The sequence below is a fragment of the Brachybacterium sp. ACRRE genome, assembly GCF_022346485.1.
Classification (GTDB): Bacteria; Actinomycetota; Actinomycetes; order Actinomycetales; family Dermabacteraceae; genus Brachybacterium; species Brachybacterium halotolerans.
The window spans coordinates 15,023-40,669 of the sequence record NZ_JAKRMO010000040.1 but is presented as its reverse complement, the minus strand read 5'-3'; the positions used below and the strand labels follow the sequence as shown (position 1 = coordinate 40,669).

The following is a 25,647-nucleotide window of genomic DNA, read 5'->3' as shown; positions in this document are numbered from 1 at the left end:
GAGCGCATCTTGACGGATTCCTCCGCCGACAACCCGACCCCTGCACCCGGCACCTCGTCGGCCGCGGCCCCCGCGCCCGCGGCCGACGAGGTGCCGGGTGCAGGGGTCGGGTTCTCGGCGGAGGAATCCGTCATGATGCGCTCCTTCCGATGTGCGGCCTCCTGGGGAGACCGTTGCGCGTGGTCGTAGTGCGCGGCGCGAGGCGCGTGGTGCGGGGCAGCCGGTGCGGCTGCAGCGCCACGATCTCGCGAGAGGTGAGTTGTCGTCCTCAAAAGGGGCTGTTGACGACGACAACTCACCTCTCGCGAGTGATGGAGACCCGACGGGATCAGAAGAAGCCGAGCTCGGTCTCGGAGTAGGAGACCAGGAGGTTCTTGGTCTGCTGGTAGTGGTCGAGCATCATCAGATGGTTCTCGCGGCCGATGCCCGACGACTTGTACCCGCCGAAGGCGCTGTGCGCGGGATAGCTGTGGTAGTTGTTCACCCACACGCGACCGGCCTGGATGGCGCGGCCCGCCCGGTAGACGATGTTCTGGCTGCGCGACCAGAGACCCGCGCCGAGCCCGTAGAGGGTGTCGTTGGCGATCGAGATCGCGTCGTCGTAGTCCGTGAACGAGGTCAGGGCCAGCACGGGGCCGAAGATCTCCTCCTGGAAGATGCGCATCGAGTTGTCGCCCTCGAAGACCGTCGGCGTGACGTAGTAGCCGCCGGACAGGTCCCCGCCGAGGTCGGCGCGCTCGCCGCCGGTGAGGATCTTCGCGCCCTCCTGCTTCCCGATGTCGATGTAGGACAGGATCTTCTCGAGCTGGTCGTTGCTGGCCTGCGCGCCGATCTGGGTGTCCGTGTCCAGGGGGTTCCCCTGCTTCGTGGCCTTCACGCGCTCGAGGCCGTCGGCCACGAACGAGTCGTAGATGCCCTTCTGCACGAGCGCGCGCGACGGGCAGGTGCAGACCTCGCCCTGGTTCAGCGAGAACATCGCGAAGCCCTCGAGGGCCTTCGAGTAGTAGGCGTCCTTCTCGCTCGCGACGTCGTCGAAGAACAGGTTCGGGCTCTTGCCGCCCAGCTCGAGGGTCACCGGGATGAGGTTCTGCGAGGCGTACTGCATGATCAGACGCCCGGTCGTGGTCTCGCCCGTGAACGCGATCTTCGCGATCCGGCTGTTGGAGGCGAGCGGCTTGCCCGCCTCGGCGCCGAAGCCGTTGATGATGTTCAGGACGCCCTCGGGCAGCAGGTCCCCGATGAGGTCGATGAGCACCATGATCGAGGCCGGGGTCTGCTCGGCGGGCTTGAGGGCGATGCAGTTGCCGGCCGCGAGGGCCGGGGCGAGCTTCCACGTCGCCATGAGCAGCGGGAAGTTCCAGGGGATGATCTGGCCGACCACGCCCAGGGGCTCGTGGAAGTGGTACGCGACGGTGTCGTCGTCGATCTGGGAGAGCGTGCCCTCCTGGGCGCGGATCGCGCCCGCGAAGTAGCGGAAGTGATCGACCGCGAGCGGCAGGTCCGCGTTCAGGCACTCCCGGATGGGCTTGCCGTTGTCCCAGGTCTCGGCGACCGCGAGGGTCTCGAGGTTCTCCTCGATGCGATCGGCGATCCTGTTGAGGATGACGGCGCGCTCGGCGACCGACGTCTTCCCCCAGGCGGGGGCGGCCTTGTGCGCCGCGTCGAGCGCGAGCTCGACGTCCTCGGCGGTCGAGCGGGCCACCTCGCAGAACACCTCGCCCGTCACCGGGGTCGGATTCTCGAAGTACTCGCCCTTGACCGGGGGCACCCACGTGCCGCCGATGTAGTTGTCGTAGCGGGAGGCGAAGGAGACCTTCGCCCCGTCGGTCCCGGGTCGTGCATAGACGGTCATGACTCTCCTCGTCGAGATCGGTTCCATCGGTGGTCGCGCCCGGGGAGCACATCGCATCCTCGGGACGTGACCGGCATCACCACTCTACGGCCCCGGAGCGCCTGGCGGGGAGGCGGATTCTCGCCAGGCGAGAGCACACGGACCGCAGGTCCGCGGCGGACGAAGGGAGCCGCGTCACGCCGCGCGGCGGCGGGTGTGCACGCGCGGCGCAGGATCGCTAGACTCGTGCGCGACCCCTCGTGCGGTGTCACCTCACTGAACTCCCCCAGGGCTTGACGGCAGCAAGGGCAGGTGGGCTCTGGCAGGTGCGCGAGGGGTCCTCTCATGCCCGGAGCCGGTGCGTGGCACGGCGTCCCGACGCACGGCGGATGCGGCGGCGACCGGGGGGTGTGGAGAGGTTCGGCGACGACGCCGGGCGCGCTCCACGGAGGTCTCGATTGCGCAACGGGACGCGGAAGTGCGCACCCTCAGGGGAGTCGTGCGTCACACTCGTGCGTGCTGCACATCCCCTGCCCCCTCCTCAGGAGCCTCCTCGCATGAGTGATTTCATCGCCTGGCTGTCCGGAAACATCCAGGGCGCGCCGTTCATCATCCTGTGCCTGGGTGCAGGTCTCTACTTCACCGCGAGGACCCTGCTCCTCCAGGTCGTCAACATCCCCGACATGCTGCGGCAGATCATCAGGGGCGAGAAGTCGGAGAGCGGCGTCTCCTCCTTCCAGTCGCTGATGATCTCTCTCGCCGGCCGCGTGGGCACCGGCAACATCGCGGGCGTCGCGACGGCCATCGCCTTCGGCGGGCCGGGCGCGGTGTTCTGGATGTGGGCGATGGCCTTCCTGGGGTCGGCGACCTCCTTCATCGAGTGCACGCTCGGCCAGATCTTCAAGGAGCGCGACCGCGACACCGGCGAGTACCGCGGCGGCCCCGCGTTCTACATCGAGAAGGCCTACAAGCACACCGGCGCCAAGGGCATCTCCCTGGTCTACGCGATCGTCTTCTCGCTCGTCACCGTGCTGGCCATGAGCTTCTTCCTCCCGGGCGTGCAGGCCAACGGCATCTCCGTCTCCGCCTTCGGCGCCTGGGGCCTCCCGCAGTGGATCTCGACCGTCGTGATCCTGGTGCTGCTGATGCTCATCGTGGTCGGCGGCGTCAAGCGCATCGCCACCTTCGCGGGCCTCGTGGTGCCCGTGATGGCGGTCATCTACATCCTCGCGGCGATCGTCGTGATGTTCGTGAACGCCGACCAGATCGTGCCCGTCTTCTCCGAGATCTTCTCCTCCGCCTTCGGCATGGACTCGGTCTACGGCGCGATCGTGGGCCTCGCCGTCCAGTGGGGCGTCAAGCGCGGCCTGTACTCGAACGAGGCCGGCCAGGGCACGGGCCCGCACGCCGCTGCCGCCGCGGAGGTCTCCCACCCCGCCAAGCAGGGCTTCGTGCAGGCCTTCGCCGTCTACGTCGACACCCTGTTCGTGTGCTCCGCGACCGCCTTCATGATCCTGTCCACCGGCATGTACCGCGTGTACTCCGATGCGGTCGAGGATCCCTCGCAGATCCTCACCCAGGGTCCCGGCGGTCTGGCCGACGACGTCCCCGTGGGTCCCGGCTTCGCGCAGGCGGGCTTCGACACCTTCCTGCCGGGCGTCGGCGCCTCGTTCATCGCGCTGTCGCTGTTCTTCTTCGCCTTCACCACGATCGTGGCGTACTACTACATGGCCGAGACCAACCTGACCTACCTCATGCGCTGGGTGCCGAGCCACCAGGTGCGCCGCGCGCTGGTGTGGGTGCTCCGCGTCCTCATGATCATCGCCGTGGCGATCGGCGGCCTGGCCACGACCACCGGCAACGCGTGGGCGCTCGGCGACATCGGCGTGGGCGCGATGGCCTGGCTGAACATCATCGCGATCCTGGTGCTGCAGGTGCCCGCGATGAAGGCGCTCAAGGACTACCGGCGCCAGAAGCGCGATGGCCTGGATCCGCAGTTCGACCCGCGACCACTGGGCATCCGCAACGCCGAGTTCTGGGAGGAGCGGGCCGACGCCCGTGCCGCGGGCGGCGACGGCGGTCGGCCCAAGGTCGACGCGCTCGACTGACCCTGCCGCTCCGCCGCAGCAGGTCGGACGCCGACGTCCGACCAGCGGGAGCGCGTACCGTGGCGCATCACCGCGAACACCCGCGACCGACGCCGGGAGGCACCGATGCGCATCGAGGCACGCACCCCACTGGACCATGGCGTCGACGAGGTCCTCGCCTGGCACGAACGGCCCGGCGCTCTTGTCCGGCTCACGCCGCCCGGCACAGCCAGGATCGAGGATCCCGACGCGGGCGGGCTCGAGGTCGGCCGACGGGTCGCCGTGCGGCTCGGCCCTCCGCTGCTGCCGACGGGGCTCAGCCCCCGCTGGGAGCTGCGGCACGCCTCCCGCGAGGATCGCGGGAGCGGCGCGACGGCCGTCCACTCCTTCGTCGATGCCCAGGTCACCGGGCACTTCCGCACGTGGCGGCACCAGCACGAGATCGCCGGGACCGGGCCCGGCAGCTCGGAGATCCGCGACCGCATCGACCTCGAGCTGCCGGGCGGTATCGGCAGCACCGGCGAGGCGGCCGGAGGCGGCGGCGCCGGCGAGGCGAGCGGGGTCGGCGGCCTCCCGGCGCGCGAGGCCCGTCGGACGATCGAGCGCATGCTCGCCTTCCGCGGCGCGCAGCTGCGCGAGGACCTCGCCTTCCACGCCCGCTATGCCGGCTCCCCGCGGCTGGTGGTCGCGATCGCCGGGGCGTCCGGTCTGATCGGCACGCAGCTCGTCGCGCTGCTGCGCACCGGCGGCCACCGGGTGATCCGCATGGTCCGCGGCCGCGCCGAGGGACCCGACGAGATCCCCTGGGACCCCGAGCACGGCGAGCTCGACCCCGCCGACCTCGAGGGCGTCGACGCCGTCGTGAACCTCGCCGGCCGGCCCATCTCCACGCGTTTCACCGCGCGCGCCGAGCGCGAGATCCTCACGTCCCGTGTGCGCGGCGGCGACCTCATCGCGCGCACGCTCGCGCGCATGCAGGACGGATCGGACGGTGCATCGGCCGGCCCCAGGGTCCTCGTGCAGGCCAGCGCGATCGGCGCCTACGGTGCCCAGCGGCCGGGCGAGGTGCTCACCGAGGACGACGCCTTCGGCGACGACGTCCTCGCCCGCGTCTGCGAAGAATGGGAGGCCAGCAGCGCCCCCGCGGCGCGGGCGGGCGTGCGCGTGGTGCACCTGCGCACGGGCATCGTGCTCTCCGACGGGGGAGGGGCCCTGCTCCCCCAGATCCCCATGTTCCTCGCCGGGATCGGCGGTCGGCTCGCGGCACCGGACGCCGTGCTCTCCTGGATCACCCTGGACGACATGGCCCGCGCCTATGCCCACGCCCTGTGCGCGGACGAGCTCGAGGGGCCCGTGAACGCGGTCGCCCCCGCGCCCGTCACCTCGCGGGAGTTCGCCCGGACGCTCGGACGCGTGCTGCACCGGCCTGCGCTCGTGCCGGTCCCCGGCTTCGGGCCCGCCCTGCTGCTCGGGAGCGAGGGGGCGAAGGAACTCGTACGGGCCGACCAGGACGTCGACGCGTCGCGCCTGCTGGGAAGCGGGTTCGACCCCGCCCACACGGAGCTCGAGCAGGCCCTGCGGCACGTGCTGCGTCGGCCGATGGTCTGAGGGCGAGACCGTCGTCGCCCCTGGCCCCATGCTTCCGCATGATCCGCGGCCCCGCGCGGCCCGGCACGATGGAGGGCATGCAGGACGAGGGGATGCACGCCGAGGGGCCCGAGGACAGGGAGCCGGCCGTCGAAGGGACGGACGGCGCGACGGAGAGCGACGCGACCGAGGGCGACGAGGAGTTCGGGGCGCACCGCACCACGCGCTTCGGCGCCGACGTGCGCTACGAGGGCCGACGCGACGGCCACGAGTACGTCGCCGAGGTGCGCCACCGCACCCTGGACACCGAGGCCGTCATCCTCATCGACGGCGTGCGCCACGTCCCGAAGGCCGAGAAGGCGCTCGCGAAGGCCGACCGCGCGGAGGACGTCACCACGGCGGACGGCCTCGCGCTGAAGCTCGACGACGGCTTCTTCCGCACCACGATCACCGTGCGCAGGCCCACCGCGAGCGGGACGATGAAGGACCGCGAGAAGCTCGTCGTGCGCACCACGACGCTCGGCGGCGCCGGTGAGGTGGACGTGGTCCGCGCGGACGAGATCGTCGGCGCGCCGCTGGTGCCCGCCGAGGGATCGCCCTCCGCCGCCCGCGAGGCCCGCAAGGCCGATCATCCCGTGCGCTTCGGCCTGATCGCCGCCGGCGCCCAGGCCGCGCGCTATCTGGTGCCCCTGCTGGGACTCGGAGCGCTCTTCTCAGGACTGCTCGATCCGGTCAAGCGCTGGATCGGCCGACTCGTCGAGCCCGTCGTCACCTGGATCGACGAGGCGACCCGCGGCATCCGCACCTGGATCGGCGAGGTCACGCGTCCCGTGCGGGAACTCGTCGACGCGCTCCTCGAGCCGATCCGTCGGTTCCTCGGCTGGCTCTGGAACCTGCTGTTCGGATGGATCCCGGACATCCATCTGGGCATCGACGTGCCGGACTGGATCGTCGACTACCTGGTGCCCGTCCTCGTCGTCGTGGTCGTCTTCGTGGTCACGATCGGCACGATCCGCGACCGCAGGGAGCGCCTGGAGAAGGCGCGGCGCGGAGAGGATCCGACGCGGCCGGAGTCGGAGGACGCGCCCGATGGCGGCACCGACGAGCGCGACGAGGGCGACGATCCCGACGCCGAAGGGAATGACGGTGCCGACGCCGACGGGGCCGATGTCCACGGGGACCGCGAGCGCGACGTGCGCGACGACGAGGTTCGCCGCTGAGGGAGCCCCGGAAGGACGGCGGCCGGGCAGGAGCCGGGCGGTTCGGCGCGGGTCAGGCCGTCGCCTGGTGCACGTAGCACCAGCGCCAGGTCTCACCGGGCTCGGCGGACTGCATGACCGGGTGGCTCGTGTCGTGGAAGTGCGCGGTCGCGTGCTGGCCGGGGGAGCTGTCGCAGCAGCCGACCTCCCCGCACTCCAGGCACTGGCGCAGGGCCACGGTGGTGGTGCCCTCCTCGCGGCAGCGCCGGCAGAAGGCGCGCTCCGGGGCGGGCGTGCCGACGGCGGGATAGCGCCGCAGGTCCTCGCACCAGCCGCCCTCGCCGCTGCCGGTCGCGACGATGTCCTCGCGGGCCTCGGTGCCGGAGTCCAGCAGCGACTCCTCGAAGTCGAGCATGCCCAGCACCTCGCGGACCACGTGCGAGGGCACCTTGCCCTTCGAGCGGATCTCGAGCACCCGGGCCCGCTCGGCCGCGAGCATCCGGGTGCGGATGCGAGTGAAGGCGTCGCTCGGGCTCTCCTGGCCCACCTGCGTGGACAGCCGCTCCCAGGCGGCGAAGGTGCGCTGGTCCTGCCGGTCGCGGATCATCTGCACGACCGCGGGATCGTCCTGCTCCTCGCACGAGGCGAGCACGGTATTGCCGGCGTCGGCTGCCTTCTGCAGCAGGGTCGCGCGGGCGAGGGCGTCGGCCGCCGGATCGTTCGGGACCACGCGCAGCACGCGGGTGAGCCACGGCAGGGTCAGGCCCTGCAGGTAGAGCGTGCCCAGCACGGCCACGAGCGCGATCAGCACGAGCACGTCGTGGTGCGGCACGGACGCGGGGATCACGAACACGGCGGCGATGGTGACGACGCCGCGCATTCCGGCCCAGCCCGTCACGACCACGTTCGGCCAGGGCGGCCTGCGGTCCGCGGGCACCCACAGCGTCATCACCAGGCGGCTCGCGCACATCCAGGCGAGCCGGGTGAGGATCACGACCACGAGGGCCGCCGCGCACACGCCCAGCACGAAGCCCCAGCTCAGGGAGTGGCTGACGCCCGCGATGATCTGTGAGAACTGCAGACCGATCAGCAGGAACACCGCGTGCTCGAGGAGGAACGCGATCGAGGTCCAGGTGGCGTTCTCCGTGAGGCGCGAGGTCGAGGTCTGCACGAGCGGCGCCTTGTGGCCGATGAGCAGGCCGGCGACGACCACGGCGATCACGCCGGAGGCGTGCAGCTCCTCGCCCAGCAGGTACGCGGCGAAGGGGACGACGAAGGAGATGCCGGTGTCCACGGCCGGGTCGTGCACCCAGCGCCGCACGGTGAGCACCGCGAACGCGACAGCGAGGCCGACGATCACGCCGCCTCCCGCGGCGATCAGGAAGTCCAGGCCGATCGAGCCGACCGCGACCGTGCCGGCGATCGCCGCGACCGCGGCACGCAGCGCCACCAGGGCGGTGGCGTCGTTGAGCAGGGACTCGCCCTCGAGCACGGTGACGATCTGCCGCGGCAGGCCGATGCGCCGCGCCACCGCGCTCGCCGAGACCGCGTCGGGCGGGGCGACGACGGCGCCGACGGCGAGGGCGACCGGCCAGGGGACGTCGGGCATGAGCAGGTGCACGGTCGCGCCCACGGTCACGGTCGTGACCACCACCAGGGCGATCGACAGCATGGCGACGGTGCGCAGGTTCGCCCGGATGTCCACGAGGGAGGTCTTCAGCGCCGAGGAGTAGAGCAGCGGCGGCAGCAGACCCAGCAGCACGAGCTCGGGGGTCAGGCGCACCGCCGGCACGAAGGGGAGGTAGGAGGCGATCACGCCGATGACGATGAGGACCATCGGCGCGGGCAGCCGCAGGCGGTCCGCGATCGCGGAGCCCGCCAGGACGGTCACCACCAGCAGGACGATGAACAGGACGATGTGCACGTGCGCATTCTCCTCCAGGGACTGCGCGCACGACCCGACGGGGCGCCGGGCCGACGCATCGGCCCGGCGCGTCGGCCCACCGCCCCGGGGCGGTCCCTCGGGCTCAGATGTCCTCGGCGTCCTCCGCGGCACGCTGCGGGAGGAAGCGCAGCAGGCCCATCGCCAGCAGGATCAGCACCACGTTGATCGCGAGCGCGGCCTCGAGACCGTGGGCGAAACCCAGCACCGGGGACGCGGCGCCCGAGGCGATCGCGAAGAAGAGCGAGCCCAGCGTCGAGACGCCCAGGGCGGTGGAGATCTGCTGCACCGAGGTCAGGGCGCCGGAGGCCGAGCCGGCCTCCGCATCGGAGACGCCGGTGATGATGATCGAGAACGTCGGCCCCATCGCGATGCCGATGCCGATCCCGGCGATCAGCATCATCGGCGTCAGCAGCCAGGCGTCGACCGCCGTGCCCTGGGCCGCGATGCCGAGCAGCGTGAGCAGCTGGCCGAGCGCCGCGATCACCATGCCGATCGCCATCGTGCGGCGCGTGCCGCCGAGCTTCGCCGCCGCGGCCATGCCCAGCATCATCCCGAGCGCCTCGGAGATGGTGACGATCGAGGTGAGCAGCGGGCTCATCCCGAGCCCCATCTGCAGGAACAGGGCCGTGATCATGCCGATCGCCCCCGTGCCGCCGAAGAACACGAGCATGATCGCGAGGCCGGCGAGGAAGGTGCGGTTGCGGAACAGGCTGGGCTCGACCAGGGCGTCGCGGCCGGCGCGCGAGCGCCGACGCTGCTGGACGAGGAAGACGCCGAGCAGCGCCACGCCGCCCGCGAGCACGACGAGGGTCCAGGCCGGCCAACCGAGCTCCCGGCCCTCGACCAGCGGGTAGACGATCGCCGCCATCCCGGCCGCGCTGAGCACGGCGCCCGTCCAGTCCAGGCTGAGGGAGCGGGTGGAGGACTCGCGCGGGAGCAGGCGCAGGCCCGCGACGATCGCGAGCACGCAGGGGATCACGTTGACCGCGAACAGGGAGCGCCAGCTGAGGCCGAAGGGATCGAGGTCCATGAGGACGCCCGCGAGGATCGGGCCGCCGATGCCGGCGACCATCATCATCGGACCGAACAGGCCGAAGGCCTTCGCCGCGTGCTCCCCGGGGAACAGAGTGCGGATCATGCCCATGCCCTGCGGGAGCATGAGCGCGCCGAGCAGGCCCTGGAGCACGCGTCCCAGGATGAGCACCCAGGCGACGGGAGAGCAGGCCGACAGCAGCGAGCCGAGCGTGAAGCCGACCATGCCGATCAGGAACAGGCGGCGCTTGCCGAACATGTCGCCGAGGCGCCCGCCGATCAGCAGGCCGGAGGCCATGGACAGGGTGTAGGCGGCGGCCGTCCACTGCAGCAGGGCGGGGCCGCCGTCGAGGTCGGCCAGCAGCGCCGGGCCGCCGATGGACGTGATGAGGGCGTCGAGCCCGTCGAGCATCTCCGCCACCAGGATCACGACGAGGGCGAGCCAGGACGAGCGGGGGATCGGGGGAGCGGAGGAGGGCGGTGCGGCGACCGCAGGATCGGTGAGGGGCGAAGTGGTCATGAGGGGCTCCTGGAAGGGGTGGGGTCGGCCATTGGAGAACGCTGTTCTTCCGTAGCCGAACACTGTTCGGAAAAGACGAACAGTGTTCTACTCCTGAACGGTGTTCGGCGCAAGGGGTAGGGTCGGCCCCATGGATCGCCGTCAGTTCCCGCTCCCGCCGCGGACCCCCGGCCCGCCGCCGAGGCCGCCGCGTCCGCCCAGGTCGCGGCGGGTCCTGGACGCCGAGCAGATCATCGATGTGACCCTGCGCATCATCGACGTGGACGGGACCGACGCGGTGACCATGCGCCGACTCGCCTCCGACCTGGGCGTGACCGCTTCGAGCCTCTACCAGCACGTGCGCAGCCGGGAGGACCTGCTGGCCCTCGCCCACGGCCGGGTCAGCGAGGAGGTGGGGCCCGTGCCCGACACCGGTGATCTCCGCGCGGACCTCCACGAGCACTATCTGCGCATGCACCGGGTGCTCACCGCCCACGGGGACATCGCGCGCCTGGACTTCGCGGCGGTGCCCTCGGGGATCGGCGACTTCGAGGATCTCGAGGTGCTGCTGGGGCGGCTGCTCGACGCGGGCATCGGGTCCCGTCGGGCGATGTGGGCGGTGGATCGCCTGCTCCTCTACACGGCGGCCGACGTCTACGAGAACTGGCTCTTCCGCACCCGCACAGCGCCCGAGATGGAGGCCTGGACCACACGCGTCCGCGCGCATCTGGAGAGCGGCGGGGAGAACCCGTTCCCGCGCGTCACGTCCCTGATGGGGACGATGGCCGAGGGTGACGTCGAGGAGCGCTACCTGCTGGGCCTCGACCTCCTGCTGGAGGGTCTGCTGCCGTAGGGCCGGGGCCGACGGCCGGGGCCCGGGCCGACGGGCGGGGCCCGCGGGTCCTCCCCATGGCACCGTCGCCCACAGCGGTCCCGTGGGTCCCACCGCCCCGTTAGCCTTGTCGGGTGGTCACCGCTCTGTACCGTCGCTACCGCCCTGAGTCCTTCGCCGAGGTCATCGGCCAGGACCACGTCACCGTGCCGCTCATGCGCGCCATGCGCAACGGCCGGGTGGGCCATGCCTACCTGTTCTCGGGGCCGCGCGGCTGCGGCAAGACGACATCGGCCCGCATCCTCGCGCGCTGCCTGAACTGCGAGCAGGGGCCGACGGACACGCCGTGCGGCGAGTGCGACTCGTGCCGCGACCTCGCGCGCAACGGCCCCGGCAGCCTCGACGTGGTCGAGATCGACGCCGCGAGCCACGGCGGTGTGGACGACGCCCGCGAGCTGCGCGAGCGCGCGACCTTCGCGCCCGCGCGCGACCGGTACAAGGTCTTCATCATCGACGAGGCGCACATGGTGACCTCGGCCGGGTTCAACGCGCTGCTGAAGCTCGTCGAGGAGCCGCCCGAGCACGTGAAGTTCGTGTTCGCGACCACCGAGCCGGACAAGGTCATCGGCACCATCCGCTCGCGCACCCACCACTACCCGTTCCGGCTGATCCCGCCGCAGATCCTCACCCCGTACCTCGAGCAGGTCTGCGCGGCCGAGGGCGTGCAGGTCGGCGAGGGCGTGCTGCCGCTCGTGGTGCGCGCGGGCGGCGGCTCCGCGCGCGACACCATGTCGGTGCTCGACCAGCTGATGGCCGGCGCCGGCGAGGACGGCGTGGACTACGAGACGGCGATCAGCCTGCTCGGCTTCACCGACACCTCGCTGCTGGACGAGGCGATCACCGCGATCGGCCAGCGCGACGCCGGGACCCTCTACCGGGCGATCGAGCGGGTCCTGGAGACCGGCCACGAGCCGCGCCGCTTCGTCGAGGACCTCCTGGAGCGACTGCGCGACCTCATCGTGCTCGCGGCGGTCCCGGAGCGCGGCCATGAGCTGCTGCCCGAGGTCCCCGACGCCGAGCTCGAGCGCATGCGCGAGCAGGTCGGTTGGTTCCCCGTCGCCGACCTCTCCCTCAGCGGCGATCTCGTGAACCAGGCGCTCAGCACCATGTCCGGTGCGACCAGTCCGCGTCTGCACCTCGAGCTGCTCGCGGCGCGGCTGCTGCTGCGCGGCCAGCAGGTCGCCGCGGTCCCCGTCGCCGGTGCCGCCCCCGGCGGTGCGCCGGGCGGAGCCGGAGGTTCCGGCCCCGGAGCCCCCGGGTCGGGTGCTGCCGGTGCGGGAGCGACCGGCAGAGCGCCCGCGGGCCGCAGCGGGGCCGCTGCGGCGCGCGCCGCGCTGCCGAACGCGGGCGGGAGCGCGCAGGCCGGCGAGGAACAGGGCCGCGGCGCACAGGGCGGCGGGACGCAGGCCGGTTCCGGTCGCGAGGAGGCCCGCAGGATCGCCCAGCAGCACTCCGCCTCGGGGCAGGGTCGCAGCGCGAGCGCGGCGTCGGCCGCGCCTGCTCCGGCCGCTGCCCCTGCTCCGGGACCTGAGTCCTCGCGTCCGGGCGCGGAGGAGCCGGCGCGTCAGACGGTGGACGAGCCGTCGTCCGCACGGTCCGCGCAGCCCGCGCCCGCGGCCGCGCCGACCGCGCAGGGGGCGGAGAAGACCCAGCCCGAGTCCGGCGCATCCGCCGGTGCTGTGGGCGAGCAGTCCGCGCCCGCGGCTGACGACGACTGGGGCCCGGTCGCGGCGATCCCCGGGAGCGCGACGACTGACACCCGACCCGTCGAGGCGTCCGGGTCGGACGCACCGGAGCCGGAGGCGGCGCCCGCGCAGCCGTCCGCTCCTGCCCAGGGCGCTGACGGCCAGCCCGACCAGGCGGCGCAGCCCGCATCCGGCGGTGGTGCGCAGGAGGTCCGCGAGCACTGGTCGGCGATCCTCGAGGAGCTGCAGCAGATCCGTCGGCCCTCGTGGGCGCTCGTCTCCCAGCACGCGCACGTCGCCGACCTGAGCGGGGGGAGGCTGACGATCTCCTTCCGCTCCGGCGGCCTGCTCAGCGCGTTCGGGCGCGGCACCGGTGCGGAGAACCTTGCGCAGGCGGTGCGGAAGATCATGCACCAGGACGTCACCGTGGAGGCGGTGCTCGACGAGAATCCCTCGGACGACGGCCCGGCCGGCGGCGACGGCCCCGCCGGTGGCAGCGGGCCGGGCGGCGCGCCCAGTGGTCCCGACGCGGGAGCGTCGGGCGCATCCGCCGCCCCGGCTCCGCGGGGTGCGCAGGGCGAGGCGCAGAACGTTCCTCGCGGCGCGGATGCGCCCGGCCGGCAGGATCCGCGATCGCAGGGGTCCCCGGCGCGCCCGCAGGCGTCGTCGCAGACCTCCGCCCAGTTCTCGCTGCAGTCCGCGTCGCAGAATCGTCCCGCCGCCGAAGCCGGTGGCCGGGCGCCGCGTGGCGGAACCGCCCCGTGGGGCGACGCGGCGCCGCATGACGACTTCCCGCCGGAGCCCGACGACGACCCCTATCCGCCCGAGCCGGAGGACTCCTACCCGCCGGACCCGCGGGATTCCTTCGCGCCCGGCCCTGCCGATCGGCCTGTGGCGCGGCCCGCCTCGGCACGGGGGACCGCGGCGCCCGGGACGCCGGGGTCCGAGACCACGAGGACGTCATCAGCCCCGTCGGGCGGTTCCCCTGCGCAGGGGAGTGCTGACGCGCAGGACACGTCAGTGCCGGACGCGACCGCGCAAGACGCCGCGGAGACCAGCCCCGCGCAGACCGGTGAGGTGCTCGAGGTCCATGACGAGGGCCGTGACACGCTCTCCGGTGACGTCCCGCGCACCCACGGGCAGGCCGCGCTGAAGAAGGCGATCGAGTCCGGGCGCCCCGTCCGCTCCCTCCCGCCCGTCGGTGGGCAGAGCGACAGCGCGAGCGATGCCAGCGGTGGCGACAACATCGGTGGCGACGACGTCGCCGGTGGCATCAGCGGCAGCGGCAGCGGCATCAGCGACAGCGGGGACGTCGCGCAGCCCCCGGAGGTCGGAGACGCTTCCGCTCCGGATCCCGAGCCGGTCCCTGCGCCGTCTGCGCCTTCGGCATCGTCTGACGCGGACTGGTCGTCGGCCCTGTCCTCGGTCGCCCCTCCCGCCGGGTCCGCGACCTCCGCGGCCCCGGCTCCTTCGGCGGCGTCGGCCTCGTCGGCGTCCGCCCCGCCGTCCGCGGCGTCCGCGGCGTCGGCCGCACCGGCCTCCGCGCCGTCGGCCCCCGCCCCGTCCGCACAGTCCGCCGCATCGGCGTCCTCGGCAGCTCCCGCCCCGGCGACCCGCTCGACGGGCGCCGCGCTCGCGCGCGAGGCCGTGCTCGCCTCCCGCAGTCAGCCGGTGCAGCGCCGCGGCTCCGCCGCCGAGGCGCCGCCCGAGCCCGATGCGCAGGACGAGGACCCGACGGGCGGCGCCACCTGGTACGACGAGGACGTGGACGCCGGGCAGGTCGCCACGCGCAGCGGACGCGAGATCGCCGAGACCGTGCTGGGCGGGAAGGTTCTGGAGATCATCGACGAGACCCGGTGAGGCGCGCCGCTACTCCTCGAGCAGCGAGAACAGGTCCGTGCGCAGCGTGGACGGATCCTTCGTCTCCGCGGGGTTGGACACGTAGAGCTCCCAGATCGGGAAGCGCGACTGCTCGCCCGCCTCGCCGACCGCCTCCATGAACGCGCCCCACGCGTCGCCCAGTGCGCCGTAGCCGCCCAGATGGCTGAGCATCGCCACGCGACCCGTGGGCAGGCTCGAGGCCTGTGCGGTGAAGCCGCTCGGCAGCTCGAGCGGGCTCTCGAGCAGGCCGTCGACGGGGAAGCCGACCTCGAGGTCGGCCGTGTCCACGGGGAAGCGGTGGTGCAGGGCGAACGCGGCGCCCGTCGGGTGGATCCCGCGCTCCGCGAGCGCGCCTGCGAGATGCGAGAACACGCCGTCCATCAGCTGCGGCAGCTTGAACACGGGGAAGTCCTCGCGAGAGACCACCACGGTGCGCACCACGGGCGCCTCCGCGATGCGCAGCTCGGTCACCGGGGCGTCGGCGTCGTACGGGGCGGGCAGGGACATCGCGGCTCCTTCGTCGATCCTGCGCCCACGGTAGCCGCGTGATCGGCCCCTCGCGAACGCGGGGCGCGCATGCTCTGGGACGTCGGCCCCCTCGCCTAGAGTGGCAGGGTGTACGAAGGCATCGTCCAGGACCTGATCGACCAGCTCGGCAAGCTGCCCGGGATCGGTCCCAAATCCGCGCAGCGCATCGCGTTCCATCTCCTGGACGCCGACGAGCAGTCCGTGCGCGCGCTCGCCGACGTGCTCATCCGCGTCAAGGAGACCGTGCGCTTCTGCGAGATCTGCGGCAACGTCTCGGCCGAGGAGCGCTGCCGGATCTGCACCGACCCGCGCCGCAGCGACGCCGTGATCTGCGTGGTCGAGGAGTCCAAGGACATCGTCGCCATCGAGCGGATCCGCGAGTTCAAGGGCCGCTACCACGTGCTCGGCGGCGCGATCGACCCGATCGGCGGCGTCGGCCCCAACGACCTGCGCATCGCCGAGCTCATGAAGCGCCTGGGCAGCGGCGAGACCGAGGAGGTCATCCTCGCCCTGGACCCGAACGTGGAGGGCGAGGCCACCAGCGCCTACCTCTCGCGCCTGCTCGGCTCCATGGACATCACCGTCACCCGCCTCGCCTCCGGGCTGCCCGTCGGCGGCGACCTCGACTACGCCGACGAGCTCACCCTGGGGCGCGCCTTCCTGGGGCGCCAGAGCGTGTGAGGGCGCAGCGATGACCCAGCCGCCCTCGCATCCCCCGCACCCCTCGTATTCCTCACCTGCATCGCACCCTGCGCCGCTTCCCGTGTCGCATCCCGCGCCGGATCCCGCCGGCGCCCCGAACGCCTCCTGGTCCTCCACGGCCGGTGGCCGTCCGCCGCTGCTGCGCCTGCCCGAGCCGCGCCGCGTGCCGCCGACGGACCCCGCGTCCGTGCTGCCCGAGGAGTACCTGCTGGACTCCCGGCGCGACCTGCTGCGGCGCCTGATCCGGCGCAGCTGGGCGGCGGCCCTCGTGCTCTGGCCCCTGTGGCTGTGCCTGGTCGCGCTCTACGTGCTGGGCACCTCGCCCACCTTCTGGCTGCTCTCGCTGCTCGCCGCGATCGCGGACTCCTCCCTGCTGCGCCAGACCACCGTGATGATGGGCTTCAGCGGCGGCGGGCTCCTGTTCGCCTTCCTCGGGCTGCCCCTGCTGGCGACCGCGCTCTCCCTGCTGCTGCTCTCGGCCTCCGCGGCATGGGCGGGCAGGATCCGTCCCCGCGAACTGCTGGACGAGACGGCCTTCCAGCGGGCGGTCTCCCTGCGCGCCGCGCTGCCGCTGCTCGCCCCCGCGTACGCGGTGATCGCCCTGCTGGTCCTCGCCGTGATGGTGCAGGCGCCGCTGCAGTGGAGAGGACTCAGCGCGGGTGCCCTCAGCTCGCTGGCCATGGGGATCGGCCTGTGCCTGATCGCCCAGACCATCCTGCGGCGCGTGCTCTCCGCGCCCCGTCTGCTGGGCGTGCCCTCGCCCGGGGAGCTCGAGCGCACGGTCATGATCGGGCCGCGCGAGGAGCGACGCGAGGCCGCCGGGCGCCTGCGCGCGCAGGATCGCCGCCATCTCCCGCCCCACCGCGAGGAGTTCGGGCCCGCATCGGTGCTGCGCGCCCTGCGCGTGACCGCGCGCGGCTGGTGCCTGTGGGTGGTCCCCGCCGGGCTGGGGCTCGCATGGATCGTCTTCGCGATCACCGACGTGGTCGTGCTGTTCTCCCGCCTGAGCTCGGTCAGCAGCTGGCAGCAGCAGGCGCCCGCGCAGCTTCCGTGGCAGCTGCTCGTGATCTCCGTCCCGCTGGGAGCCCTCACCGCGCTGGGATTGGGCCTCGCTCCGTTCGCGGCGATCCGCACCAGCCGTTCCCTGCGCGGTCGCGTCACCGACCTGCGCACCCATCCGGTCTGGTCGGACCGGGTGGCCGTGAACCCGTGGGAGGGCGCCGTCGCGACCCGCACGGGCCTCGCGCAGGCAGGGGTGGTGCTGATCGCGGTGGTCGTGCTGGGCATGACGCTGGCCCTCGCGGGCGCGCTCACCGCCGTGGGATGGGTGTGGCTCGTGCTCGACGTGCTCGTGCTGGTCCCGTTCGTCGGCGTCGCGGGCACCTGGGCCATGCGCCGCCACCTGCGCTACGTGGTCTACGGGCGGGCCGGGGCGTACATGCGCCGGCGCACCCCGTGGGCCATGGTCGCCCCGCTGTTCGGCACGCGCGCCGACCGTGCGGACGACCCCGTGGTGATCGCCGAGATCCGTCGACGCCGGCGCGCCGAGGTCGGCGAGTACGGCCTCGAGCCCGTCGGCCCCGATCCGGACGGGACGGCGGGACACTCCGGGTCGGGCGGGTCCGGTGGCGCTGGGAGCGCGGGGCCGACGGGCTCCGGGGCGACCGGCGCACCGGGAGTGGGCGACGCACCCGTCGGCCTCCCGGACTTCGGCGCCGACGACGGTGCCCCGACGCCCGGTGGCGGCCGGAGGCAGGCCCCCGGGCACGCCATCCCGGGCTCGACCACCGAGCTGCGCGAGCGCTGAGCGCGGGCCGGGTGCGGGCAGCGACGTCGGCCCGATCGCCCGACCTGCCGATCAGGCGATGCGTTCGCCGCGTCCCATGCGGCGCTGGGGCGTCGCCAGGCGCCGCACCGTGAAGGCGAGTCCGCCGGTTCCGGCGAGCACCCACATGCCCAGGCCCATCGGCCAGACGGGATGATCCTGCGGGCTGCCCAGATCCGTCGGGTAGCCGGGCGACTCGTCGTCGTAGCACTCGTTGAAGTTCGAGGGATGCGTGGGATCGGCGGCGTAGCGGATGCCCAGCGAGATCGTGCTCAGCAGGTCGAACGACGCGGGATCCATGCCCGAGCGATCGAGGTCGAGCGACGGCGCCATGTCTGCCACGAGCACCATCGGGTTCGGCCACATGAGCACGAGCGGGATATCCGTGCGCACCACGTCGCGCTGCTGCTGGCGGGTGACGCACTGGCCGACCTGGTCGCTCTCGGCGTCGTAGGACTGCTCGTAGATGGTGACCTCGCGATGCTGGACGAGCAGCACCGAGCTCGCGCCCCAGATGATCGGCAGCACGAAGGTGGTGCCGAGCACCACCAGATAGGCGAGGACCACGGAGCCCAGCTGCCTCGAGGCGAGCGCGGACAACCCGATGCCGACGGCGGTGATGCACAGGGCGATCGCCGCGATCATCGCGAGCACGCGCAGCACGTACAGCGGGGAGATCTGGCCGATCAGCGCCGCGGGCAGCAGTGCCGGCAGCGCGGCGGCGACGAAGGCCAGACCCGTCGCCCAGCCGGCCGCGAGCTTGCCCAGCGCGATCTCCATGGGCGTGAGCAGCGAGACCTGCAGGATCGCGAGGGTCCCGGTGCTGCGCTCGCCGTTGATCGCGCCGGCGCTCAGCGCGGGCAGCACGAGCATCATCGCGAACACGAGGAACAGCACGATCAGCGAGTAGACGACCCGCGAGACCCCCTCCATGTCCCCGAAGGCCTGCGTGTTCAGCCAGAACGCGCCCAGCACGAGCGCGCTCGTGCCGGTGAGCACCACGAACCACACCGCGAGCGCGACGTACCAGCGCACGGAGCGCACCTTCTGGCGCAGCTCGAGCCCGGCCATCAGCGCGACGCCGCGCGGGGTGGCCGCCCAGGCGGAGCGGCGCGGGCGCACGCCGGGATCGGGCGGAGGGGCCGACGACGGCTGGGACGGCGGCTGGGATGGCGGCTGGGACGAGGACTGGGACGGCGGCTGGGACGAGGGCTGGTGCGCGGGAGGCGGGGCCATGGTGCTCACAGGGATCCCTCCCGTCGCGCGGCATCTGTGCGCAGATAGGCGGCCTCGAGACGGCCGGTGGTGGGGGAGAAGCCGACGACCTGCGCGTCCTGGGCGACCAGGTCGCGCAGCAGCCGCGCGGCGGTCGCCTCGTCGGGCAGGGCCATGAGCGCCTCGGCGTGGCCGCTCGTGGTCCGCTCGCCCTCGCGCACCTCGGTGCCGTGGACGTTCAGGGCCGTCAGCGCCGCGCGCAGCGCACCGGCCGAGAGCCCCTCGATGCGCCAGGTGCGGGGCCGGTGGGCGAGGTCGCGCAGGCTCGAGGAGTCCACGACCTCCCCGCGGTCCATGAGCACCACGGAGTCGGCCATCTCCTCGAGCTCGGAGAGGATGTGGCTCGAGATCAGCACGCACGCCCCGGCCTCCGCACGGGAGCGCAGCACGTCGCGCAGGCGGCGCCGGGCGGCCGGGTCGAGCCCCGATGCCGGCTCGTCGAGGATCAGCACGCGCGGCTCGTGGATGAGCGCCCGGGCCAGTCCCAGGCGCTGCTTCTGCCCGCGGGAGAGCACGTGGGCGCGCTGCTCGGCCAGGGACCGCAGGTCGAGCTCGTCCAGCAGGCGCTCGATGCGTCCGCGGGCGACCTCGCGCGGCAGGAAGTACGAGGAGGCGATGACCTCGAGGACCTCCCGCACGCGCAGCGAGTCCCAGGCGCCGAACTGGTCGGGCATCCAGCCCACCATCGCCTTCACGGCCGTCGGGTTCTGCGCCGGGTCGACGCCGCCGATGCGGATGTGGCCGGCGTCGGGCGCGAGCAGCGCCGCGAGCATGAGCATGAGCGTGGACTTGCCGCACCCGTTGGGGCCGACCAGTGCGGTCACCGATCCCACCTGCGCGGTGAAGCTCAGCCCGCGCACCGCGTGCACGGCCCCGAAGGACCGCGAGACGCCCGCCGCGATGATCGCCGGCGGGACGGCCGAGGCGTCGCCCGGCTGCTGCGGCGACGACGGCGCGGCCGGGTGCTGCGGGTCCGAGGGAAGGGAGCGGTCGTGGGCCGACGGGACGGCGCCCTCAGGGCCTGACGGGATGGTGCCGTCGGGGCCCGACGGGATGGTGCCGGAGGCCGGCGGCTGACGCACGGGATCGTCGGTCGGCGGCGGGGAGTCGTCGGTCGGCGGCTCGAACGAGGGCAATGAGGTGCTCACGCCTTCGATCCAAGCAGGTGGGGAGACCGCCGTCACGGGGATCCTGCGAATTCGGAGGGCACGAGCAGGGGAGGTGCTGGGGAGGAAGCGTGAAGGAGGCGCGGCGGACGCGCGCGGCGGCAGCGGCGGGCCGACGGGCTGGTGGGCTGGCGGTGGACGGTGGGCCGTCGTCGTCGCCGTCGTCCTCCGCTGGCGCCGCTGGCGCCGCTGCGGCGGGCGATGCGGGCGGTCCGTGTCGCGCACGGGCCGAGGGTGAGGAGCCGTGGCGATATCGCCACGGCTCCTCACCCTCGGCCCGTCCAGGACAGACATCCCGCGAGCAGTGTGCCGTGAGCCGAGCTCCGTCCTCCGTGAGCCGTGGGTGCAGGGATGGACCGAGGTGGCCGACGGCCGGACGCGTGTGAGCCCCTCGGCCGTGCAGTCCGGGTGGTCAGCGGCAGCGGCACCGCTTGTGACGCCTGGGTACGCTGGGCGCGTGACCTCGCAGACCAGCGCCAGCACCCCGTCGGACGCCGCCTCGACCCGCCCGGCCGGCTCGTCGACCCGCCCGTCGACCTCGATCTACGACCACGGTTTCGCGCGGGTCGCGGCGGTGACGCTGCCGGTCGCGCTCGCGGATCCCGCGACCAACGCCCGGCGCCACCTGGAGGCGCTCGCGGATCTCGACGAGCAGAAGGTCGCGGTGGCGGTGTTCCCCGAGCTGAGCCTCACCGGCTACTCGCTCGACGACCTGGTGCTGCAGGATCCGCTGCTGGACGCGGTGGAGGAGGCCATCGACACCCTGGTCCGGGCGAGCGAGGATCTTCTGCCGGTGATCATCGTCGGCGCCCCGTTGCGCGTGCGCTCGCGTGTCATGAACTGCGCCGTCGTCATCCACCACGGCGAGGTCCTCGGGGCGGCGCCGAAGTCGAACCTCCCCACCTATCGGGAGTTCTACGAGCGGCGATGGTTCGCTCCCGGTGATGACGTCGACGAGATGATCACCGTGGCCGGTCGGCACGTGTTCAGCGTGACCCCGCACCGGATCTACCCGGCGGACGACATCCGCGGGCTCACGATCCACGTGGAGATCTGCGAGGACATGTGGGTGCCGGTCCCTCCGTCCTCGATGGCAGCGCTCGAGGGAGCCACGGTGCTCGTGAACCTCTCGGGGTCGCCGATCACCATCGGTCGCGCCGAGGACCGCAAGCTCCTCGCCCGCAGCGCCTCGGCCCGCTGCCAGGCCGCCTACGTCTACGCGGCTGCCGGAGAAGGGGAGTCCACGACGGACCTCGCGTGGGACGGGCAGACGTTCGTCTACGAGTGCGGTGATCTGCTGGGGGAGTCCGAGCGCTTCCCGCAGGGCACGAGCGCCACGATCGTGGACGTCGACCTCGACCGGATCATCGCCGAGCGCCGACGCCAGGGGACCTTCGACGACAATCGTCGGACCCTCGAGGAGAGCCTTCCCGCCTACGACAGGTACGACTTCTCGCTGTTCGGCACCCTCGTCGGCTTCCCCGACGACGACCCGCGGGCGTACGGTCCCGGCCAGCAGCTGGTCTGGAACTCGGTCGGGGGCGACCCCGGCGACGGGCGGGTCTCCCGCCCCGAGCGACCCGCCACCGGCCCCGTCCGTCGGCCCCTGCACCGCTTCCCCTTCGTGCCCGACGACCCCTCGCGCCTCGCCCAGGACTGCTTTGAGGCCTACAGCATCCAGGTCGCGGGGCTCGTCCAGCGCCTGCGGGCGATCGGCGGCGACAAGGCCGGCGGCACCAAGCCGGTCATCGGCGTCTCCGGCGGCCTGGACTCCACGCACGCGCTCATCGTGTGCGCGCGGGCGATGGACCTGCTGGGCCGCGATCGCTCCGAGATCCTCGCGTACACCATGCCGGGCTTCGCGACCACCGAGCGCACCCGCTCCAACGCCGAGCTGCTGGCCGAGGCCCTCGGCGCGAGCTTCGAGACGATCGACATCCGCCCCGCGTGCACCCAGATGCTGAAGGACATGGGCCATCCCGCGGGCGACGGCGAGCCCGTGTACGACGTGACCTTCGAGAACGTCCAGGCCGGCATGCGCTACGACTACCTGTTCCGCCTGGCCAACCACCACGGGGGGATCGTGGTGGGCACCGGCGACCTCTCGGAGCTGGCCCTGGGCTGGTGCACCTACGGGGTGGGCGACCAGATGAGCCACTACACGGTGAACTCGGGCGTCCCCAAAACCCTCATGCAGCACCTCATCCGGTGGGTCATCCGCGAGGGCATCTTCGACGAGCACACCGGCGAGGTCCTGCAGGCGGTGCTCGACACCGAGATCACCCCCGAGCTGATCCCGCACGCGGAGGGCCAGAAGGCGCAGTCCACCGAGGACTCCATCGGCCCCTACGCCCTCCACGACTTCACGCTCTACCACATGCTGCGCCGCGGCTACGGCCCCGGGAAGATCGCCTACCTGGCCCACCAGGCCTGGGGGGACGTGGAGGCGGGCGAGTGGCCCGTCGGCTATCCCGAGGAGGACCGCCGCGCCTATACGCGGGCGGAGATCAAGCACTGGCTGACGGTGTTCGTCCGCCGCTTCTTCAGCAACCAGTTCAAGCGCTCCGCGGTGCCCAACGGCCCGAAGGTCCTCGCGGGCGGCTCGCTGTCCCCGCGCGGCGACTGGCGGATGCCCTCGGACGTGAGCGGCCGCGCCTGGCTCGCCGAGCTCGAACGGGACGTCCCCGGGGACTGACGGCGGGTGGCCTGGCCGGGTCGTCGCGTTCTGTGCGCCACATTCGGTGCCTCTCGTCGTTCCGCTTTAATGCGAACGATTATCGTGAGCGTGTCAGCCGGTGCCGCGCGCACCGCCCTCGCCCCTGAGAAGGACACCCCATGAAGCGTCGCTCCCTGCTCCTCGCCCTCCCCGCGGCCCTGGCCGCGACCACTCTCGCCGCCTGCTCGAGCGGGAACGACTCCGGCTCCGGCTCGGGAGCCGGCTCCGACTCGGGATCGGGGTCCGACGGAGGAGGCAGCGACGCCGCCGTCGCGCTCGTCGCCTCGACGAACGTCTGGGGAGACATCGCCTCGCAGGTCGGCGGGGACCTCGTCGAGGTGACCTCATTGATCACCGACCCGGAGGCCGACCCCCACGAGTACGAGGCCTCGACCCGCAACCAGCTCGCCCTGAAGAAGGCCCGGATCGTCCTCGAGAACGGCGGCGGCTACGACGACTTCGTCGCGCGCATGCTCTCCTCCGCCGGGAACTCGTCGGCCACCGTGCTCGACGCCGTCACCATCTCCGGCTACAAGGCCGAGAAGGGCGAGGAGCTCAACGAGCACGTCTGGTACGACTTCCCGACCGTCCGCAAGGTCATCGACGAGCTCGTCACCGCCCTCAGCGCCGCCCACCCCGAGGGCAAGGCCGACTTCGAGGCCAACGGCACGAAGCTCGCGAGCGCGATCGAAGACCTCGAGGACCGCGAGAAGGACCTCTCCTCGAGCGCGAAGGGCAAGGGCGTCGCCATCACCGAGCCCGTCCCGCTGTACATGCTCGAGGCCGTCGGTCTCACCAACCGCACCCCGAAGGAGTTCAGCGAGGCCATCGAGGAGGGCGACGACGTCTCCGCCTCGGTGCTCAAGGAGACCCTCGACCTGTTCGCCGACCACGAGGTCGACCTCCTCGCCTACAACGAGCAGACCGCGGGACCGCAGACCGAGCAGGTCAAGAAGGCCGCCGAGGACGCGGACGTGCCCGTCGTCGGCGTCACCGAGACCCTGCCCGACGGCAAGGACTACGTCGCCTGGATGAGCTCGAACCTCGACGCGCTCGAGGACGCGCTGGGCAAGTGACGGACGGCAACGACCCCGCCGCGCCGCCCCTGCTCACCCTGCGCGGGGCGACCAAGCGCTTCGGCGACCGCGTGCTGTGGCAGGACGTCGACCTCGACGTGCGCCGCGGCGAGGTCATCGCCGTGCTCGGCGCGAACGGCTCGGGCAAGTCCACGCTGCTGCGCGCGATCCTCGGTCTCGAGCCGCTGAGCGCGGGCAGCATCCGACTGCTCGGCCGCGAGGTGGGGCGCGGGAGCCGACGCATCGGGCTCGTGCCGCAGCAGCGCCTGGCCGACGACGGACTCCCCCTGCGCGGCCGTGACCTGGTGCGCCTCGGGCTCGACGGCGACCGCTGGGGTCTGCCCCTGCCGCGCCGCGCGGCCCGCGAGCGGGTCGACGAGCTGCTCGCCGCCGTCGGCGCGAGCCGCTATGCCGACGCCCCCGTCTCCCGCCTCTCCGGCGGCGAGCAGCAGCGCCTGCGGATCGCGCAGGCCCTCGCGGCCGACCCCGACCTGCTGCTGTGCGACGAACCGCTGCTCTCCCTCGACCTCCCGCACCAGCGGATGGTCGCCCGCCTCGTCGACGACGCCCGCACCCGCCTCGACCTGGGGGTCCTCTTCGTGACCCACGACGTGAACCCGATCCTGGACATCGTGGACCGCGTCCTCTACATCGCCGGGTCGCGCTTCCGCATCGGCACCCCCGACGAGGTGCTGCGCTCGGACGTCCTCAGCGACCTCTACGGCGTCCAGGTCGACGTGCTGCGCCTGCACGGCCGCGTCCTCGTCGCGGGCGTCCCCGACCACCAGCACCATGACGACGACGCCGTGCTCGCCCCGCGCGCGGCCGACGACCACGCACAGGCGGGAGGCGCCCGATGAGCGACCAGCTCTCCCAGGTGCTCTCCCAGGTCGTCGACTTCTCCGACTACGCGGAGCTGCTGCCACTGCTGCGCAACACGATCATCGCCTGCGTCGCCCTCGGGGTGGTGGGCGGTCTGATCGGCGTGTTCGTGATGATGCGGGACATGGCCTTCGCCGTCCACGGCATCAGCGAGCTGTCCTTCGCCGGCGCCTCCGTGGGGCTGCTGCTCGGCGCGGGCGTGGTGCCCGGCTCGCTCATCGGCTCGATGCTCGCCGCGCTCGTGATCGGCGTGCTGGGATCACGGGCGCGCGACCGCAACTCCGCGACCGCCGTGCTCATGCCCTTCGGACTGGGACTCGGCATCCTCAGCCTCTCCCTCTACTCCGGGCGCGCCTCGAACAAGTTCGGCCTGCTCACCGGGCAGATCGTCGCCATCGACAACCCCCAGATCACCTCGCTGCTGGTGATCTGCGCGCTCGTCGCCGCAGGGCTGCTGGTGATCTGGCGGCCGCTGCTGTTCGCCTCCACGGACCCCGTCACCGCCCAGGCCCGCGGCGTGCCCACGCGCGCGCTCTCGGTCGTGTTCATGGTGCTGCTGGGAGCGGCCGTCGCCGTCTCCGTGCAGATCGTCGGCGCGCTGCTCGTGCTCTCGCTGCTGGTCACCCCGGCGGCGGCCGCCATGCGTCTGAGCGCCTCACCCGTGCGGGTCACGCTGCTGTCGGTCGCCTTCGCGCTCGCCGCCTCCGTGGGCGGCGTGCTGCTGGCCGCGGGCAGCTCCGTGCCGATCAGCCCCTTCATCACCACGATCTCCTTCGTGATCTACGGGGTGTGCCGCCTGGTCTCCGGGGCGCGCGGCCGGGGGTGAGGGCGCTCGGTCC

Annotated in this window: 17 protein-coding genes and 1 other RNA gene; 12 read left to right on the top strand and 6 right to left on the bottom strand. The window is 72.7% G+C overall.

The annotated features are described in order from the left end of the window. Nucleotides 1-328: 328 nt before the first annotated feature. Nucleotides 329-1,852 carry an aldehyde dehydrogenase family protein gene (locus tag MHY49_RS12345; RefSeq protein ID WP_239204493.1) on the bottom strand — a complete coding sequence of 508 codons (1,524 nt, stop codon included), beginning with the start codon at nucleotides 1,850-1,852 and terminating at the stop codon, nucleotides 329-331. 228 nt (nucleotides 1,853-2,080) lie between these two features. Between MHY49_RS12345 and ffs the strand changes: the two genes are divergently transcribed. The 4 genes from ffs to MHY49_RS12325 all read left to right on the top strand — a co-directional run bounded on the left by ffs (nucleotide 2,081) and on the right by MHY49_RS12325 (nucleotide 6,725). After that, nucleotides 2,081-2,177: signal recognition particle sRNA small type (gene ffs / locus MHY49_RS12340), an RNA gene on the top strand. Nucleotides 2,178-2,388: 211 nt separating this feature from the next. Next, nucleotides 2,389-3,939, top strand: coding sequence for a sodium:alanine symporter family protein (locus MHY49_RS12335; protein ID WP_239204491.1), 1,551 nt, complete (start codon nucleotides 2,389-2,391; stop codon nucleotides 3,937-3,939). A gap of 105 nt (nucleotides 3,940-4,044) precedes the next feature. Then, nucleotides 4,045-5,526, top strand: a complete 1,482-nt coding sequence (locus MHY49_RS12330) for a TIGR01777 family oxidoreductase (protein ID WP_239204489.1) — start codon at nucleotides 4,045-4,047, stop codon at nucleotides 5,524-5,526. A gap of 38 nt (nucleotides 5,527-5,564) precedes the next feature. Continuing rightward, nucleotides 5,565-6,725, top strand: coding sequence for a hypothetical protein (locus MHY49_RS12325; RefSeq protein ID WP_239204487.1), 1,161 nt, complete (start codon nucleotides 5,565-5,567; stop codon nucleotides 6,723-6,725). Nucleotides 6,726-6,777: 52 nt separating this feature from the next. On the opposite strand, the gene MHY49_RS12320 is transcribed toward MHY49_RS12325, so the two are convergent. Next, nucleotides 6,778-8,628 (bottom strand): Na+/H+ antiporter, encoded by a 1,851-nt coding sequence (locus tag MHY49_RS12320; protein ID WP_239204485.1) that lies wholly within the window; start codon nucleotides 8,626-8,628, stop codon nucleotides 6,778-6,780. A gap of 103 nt (nucleotides 8,629-8,731) precedes the next feature. Then, on the bottom strand, nucleotides 8,732-10,201 hold the full coding sequence (locus MHY49_RS12315) for an MFS transporter (protein WP_239204483.1): 1,470 nt from the start codon (nucleotides 10,199-10,201) through the stop codon (nucleotides 8,732-8,734). Nucleotides 10,202-10,331: 130 nt separating this feature from the next. Between MHY49_RS12315 and MHY49_RS12310 the strand changes: the two genes are divergently transcribed. Both MHY49_RS12310 and MHY49_RS12305 read left to right on the top strand, forming a co-directional pair. After that, nucleotides 10,332-11,033 carry a TetR/AcrR family transcriptional regulator C-terminal domain-containing protein gene (locus MHY49_RS12310; RefSeq protein WP_239204482.1) on the top strand — a complete coding sequence of 234 codons (702 nt, stop codon included), beginning with the start codon at nucleotides 10,332-10,334 and terminating at the stop codon, nucleotides 11,031-11,033. Between the two features lie 113 nt (nucleotides 11,034-11,146). Next, nucleotides 11,147-14,617 (top strand): DNA polymerase III subunit gamma and tau, encoded by a 3,471-nt coding sequence (locus tag MHY49_RS12305; protein ID WP_239204481.1) that lies wholly within the window; start codon nucleotides 11,147-11,149, stop codon nucleotides 14,615-14,617. Nucleotides 14,618-14,626: 9 nt separating this feature from the next. Here the strand turns inward: MHY49_RS12305 and MHY49_RS12300 are convergent, their stop codons facing one another. Beyond that, on the bottom strand, nucleotides 14,627-15,145 hold the full coding sequence (locus MHY49_RS12300) for a GyrI-like domain-containing protein (RefSeq protein ID WP_239204480.1): 519 nt from the start codon (nucleotides 15,143-15,145) through the stop codon (nucleotides 14,627-14,629). 108 nt (nucleotides 15,146-15,253) lie between these two features. Between MHY49_RS12300 and recR the strand changes: the two genes are divergently transcribed. Then, nucleotides 15,254-15,847, top strand: coding sequence for a recombination mediator RecR (gene recR / locus MHY49_RS12295; protein WP_152352523.1), 594 nt, complete (start codon nucleotides 15,254-15,256; stop codon nucleotides 15,845-15,847). 82 nt (nucleotides 15,848-15,929) lie between these two features. Then, complete coding sequence (locus MHY49_RS12290) at nucleotides 15,930-17,675, top strand: hypothetical protein (RefSeq protein ID WP_239204479.1); 1,746 nt, start codon at nucleotides 15,930-15,932, stop codon at nucleotides 17,673-17,675. A gap of 51 nt (nucleotides 17,676-17,726) precedes the next feature. Here MHY49_RS12290 and MHY49_RS12285 read toward each other — a convergent pair whose 3' ends face one another. After that, complete coding sequence (locus tag MHY49_RS12285) at nucleotides 17,727-18,929, bottom strand: ABC transporter permease (RefSeq protein WP_239204497.1); 1,203 nt, start codon at nucleotides 18,927-18,929, stop codon at nucleotides 17,727-17,729. 5 nt (nucleotides 18,930-18,934) lie between these two features. Further along, the gene (locus tag MHY49_RS12280) at nucleotides 18,935-20,116 is read right to left on the bottom strand and encodes an ABC transporter ATP-binding protein (RefSeq protein WP_239204478.1); all 1,182 of its coding nucleotides are present in this window, start codon (nucleotides 20,114-20,116) and stop codon (nucleotides 18,935-18,937) included. A gap of 559 nt (nucleotides 20,117-20,675) precedes the next feature. Here MHY49_RS12280 and MHY49_RS12275 point away from each other — a divergent pair. The 4 genes from MHY49_RS12275 (at nucleotide 20,676) to MHY49_RS12260 (ending at nucleotide 25,634) form a co-directional block, all read left to right on the top strand. Beyond that, nucleotides 20,676-22,829, top strand: coding sequence for an NAD(+) synthase (locus MHY49_RS12275; protein ID WP_239204495.1), 2,154 nt, complete (start codon nucleotides 20,676-20,678; stop codon nucleotides 22,827-22,829). Nucleotides 22,830-22,969: 140 nt separating this feature from the next. Then, the gene (locus MHY49_RS12270; protein ID WP_239204477.1) at nucleotides 22,970-23,926 is read left to right on the top strand and encodes a metal ABC transporter solute-binding protein, Zn/Mn family; all 957 of its coding nucleotides are present in this window, start codon (nucleotides 22,970-22,972) and stop codon (nucleotides 23,924-23,926) included. Next, nucleotides 23,923-24,786: an ATP-binding cassette domain-containing protein gene (locus tag MHY49_RS12265; RefSeq protein ID WP_239204476.1), complete on the top strand. Its 864-nt coding sequence runs from the start codon at nucleotides 23,923-23,925 to the stop codon at nucleotides 24,784-24,786. Before MHY49_RS12270 ends, MHY49_RS12265 begins: the two co-directional genes overlap by 4 nt. Further along, nucleotides 24,783-25,634, top strand: a complete 852-nt coding sequence (locus MHY49_RS12260) for a metal ABC transporter permease (protein ID WP_239204474.1) — start codon at nucleotides 24,783-24,785, stop codon at nucleotides 25,632-25,634. The genes MHY49_RS12265 and MHY49_RS12260 overlap by 4 nt, the downstream gene beginning before the upstream one ends. Nucleotides 25,635-25,647: the final 13 nt, after the last annotated feature.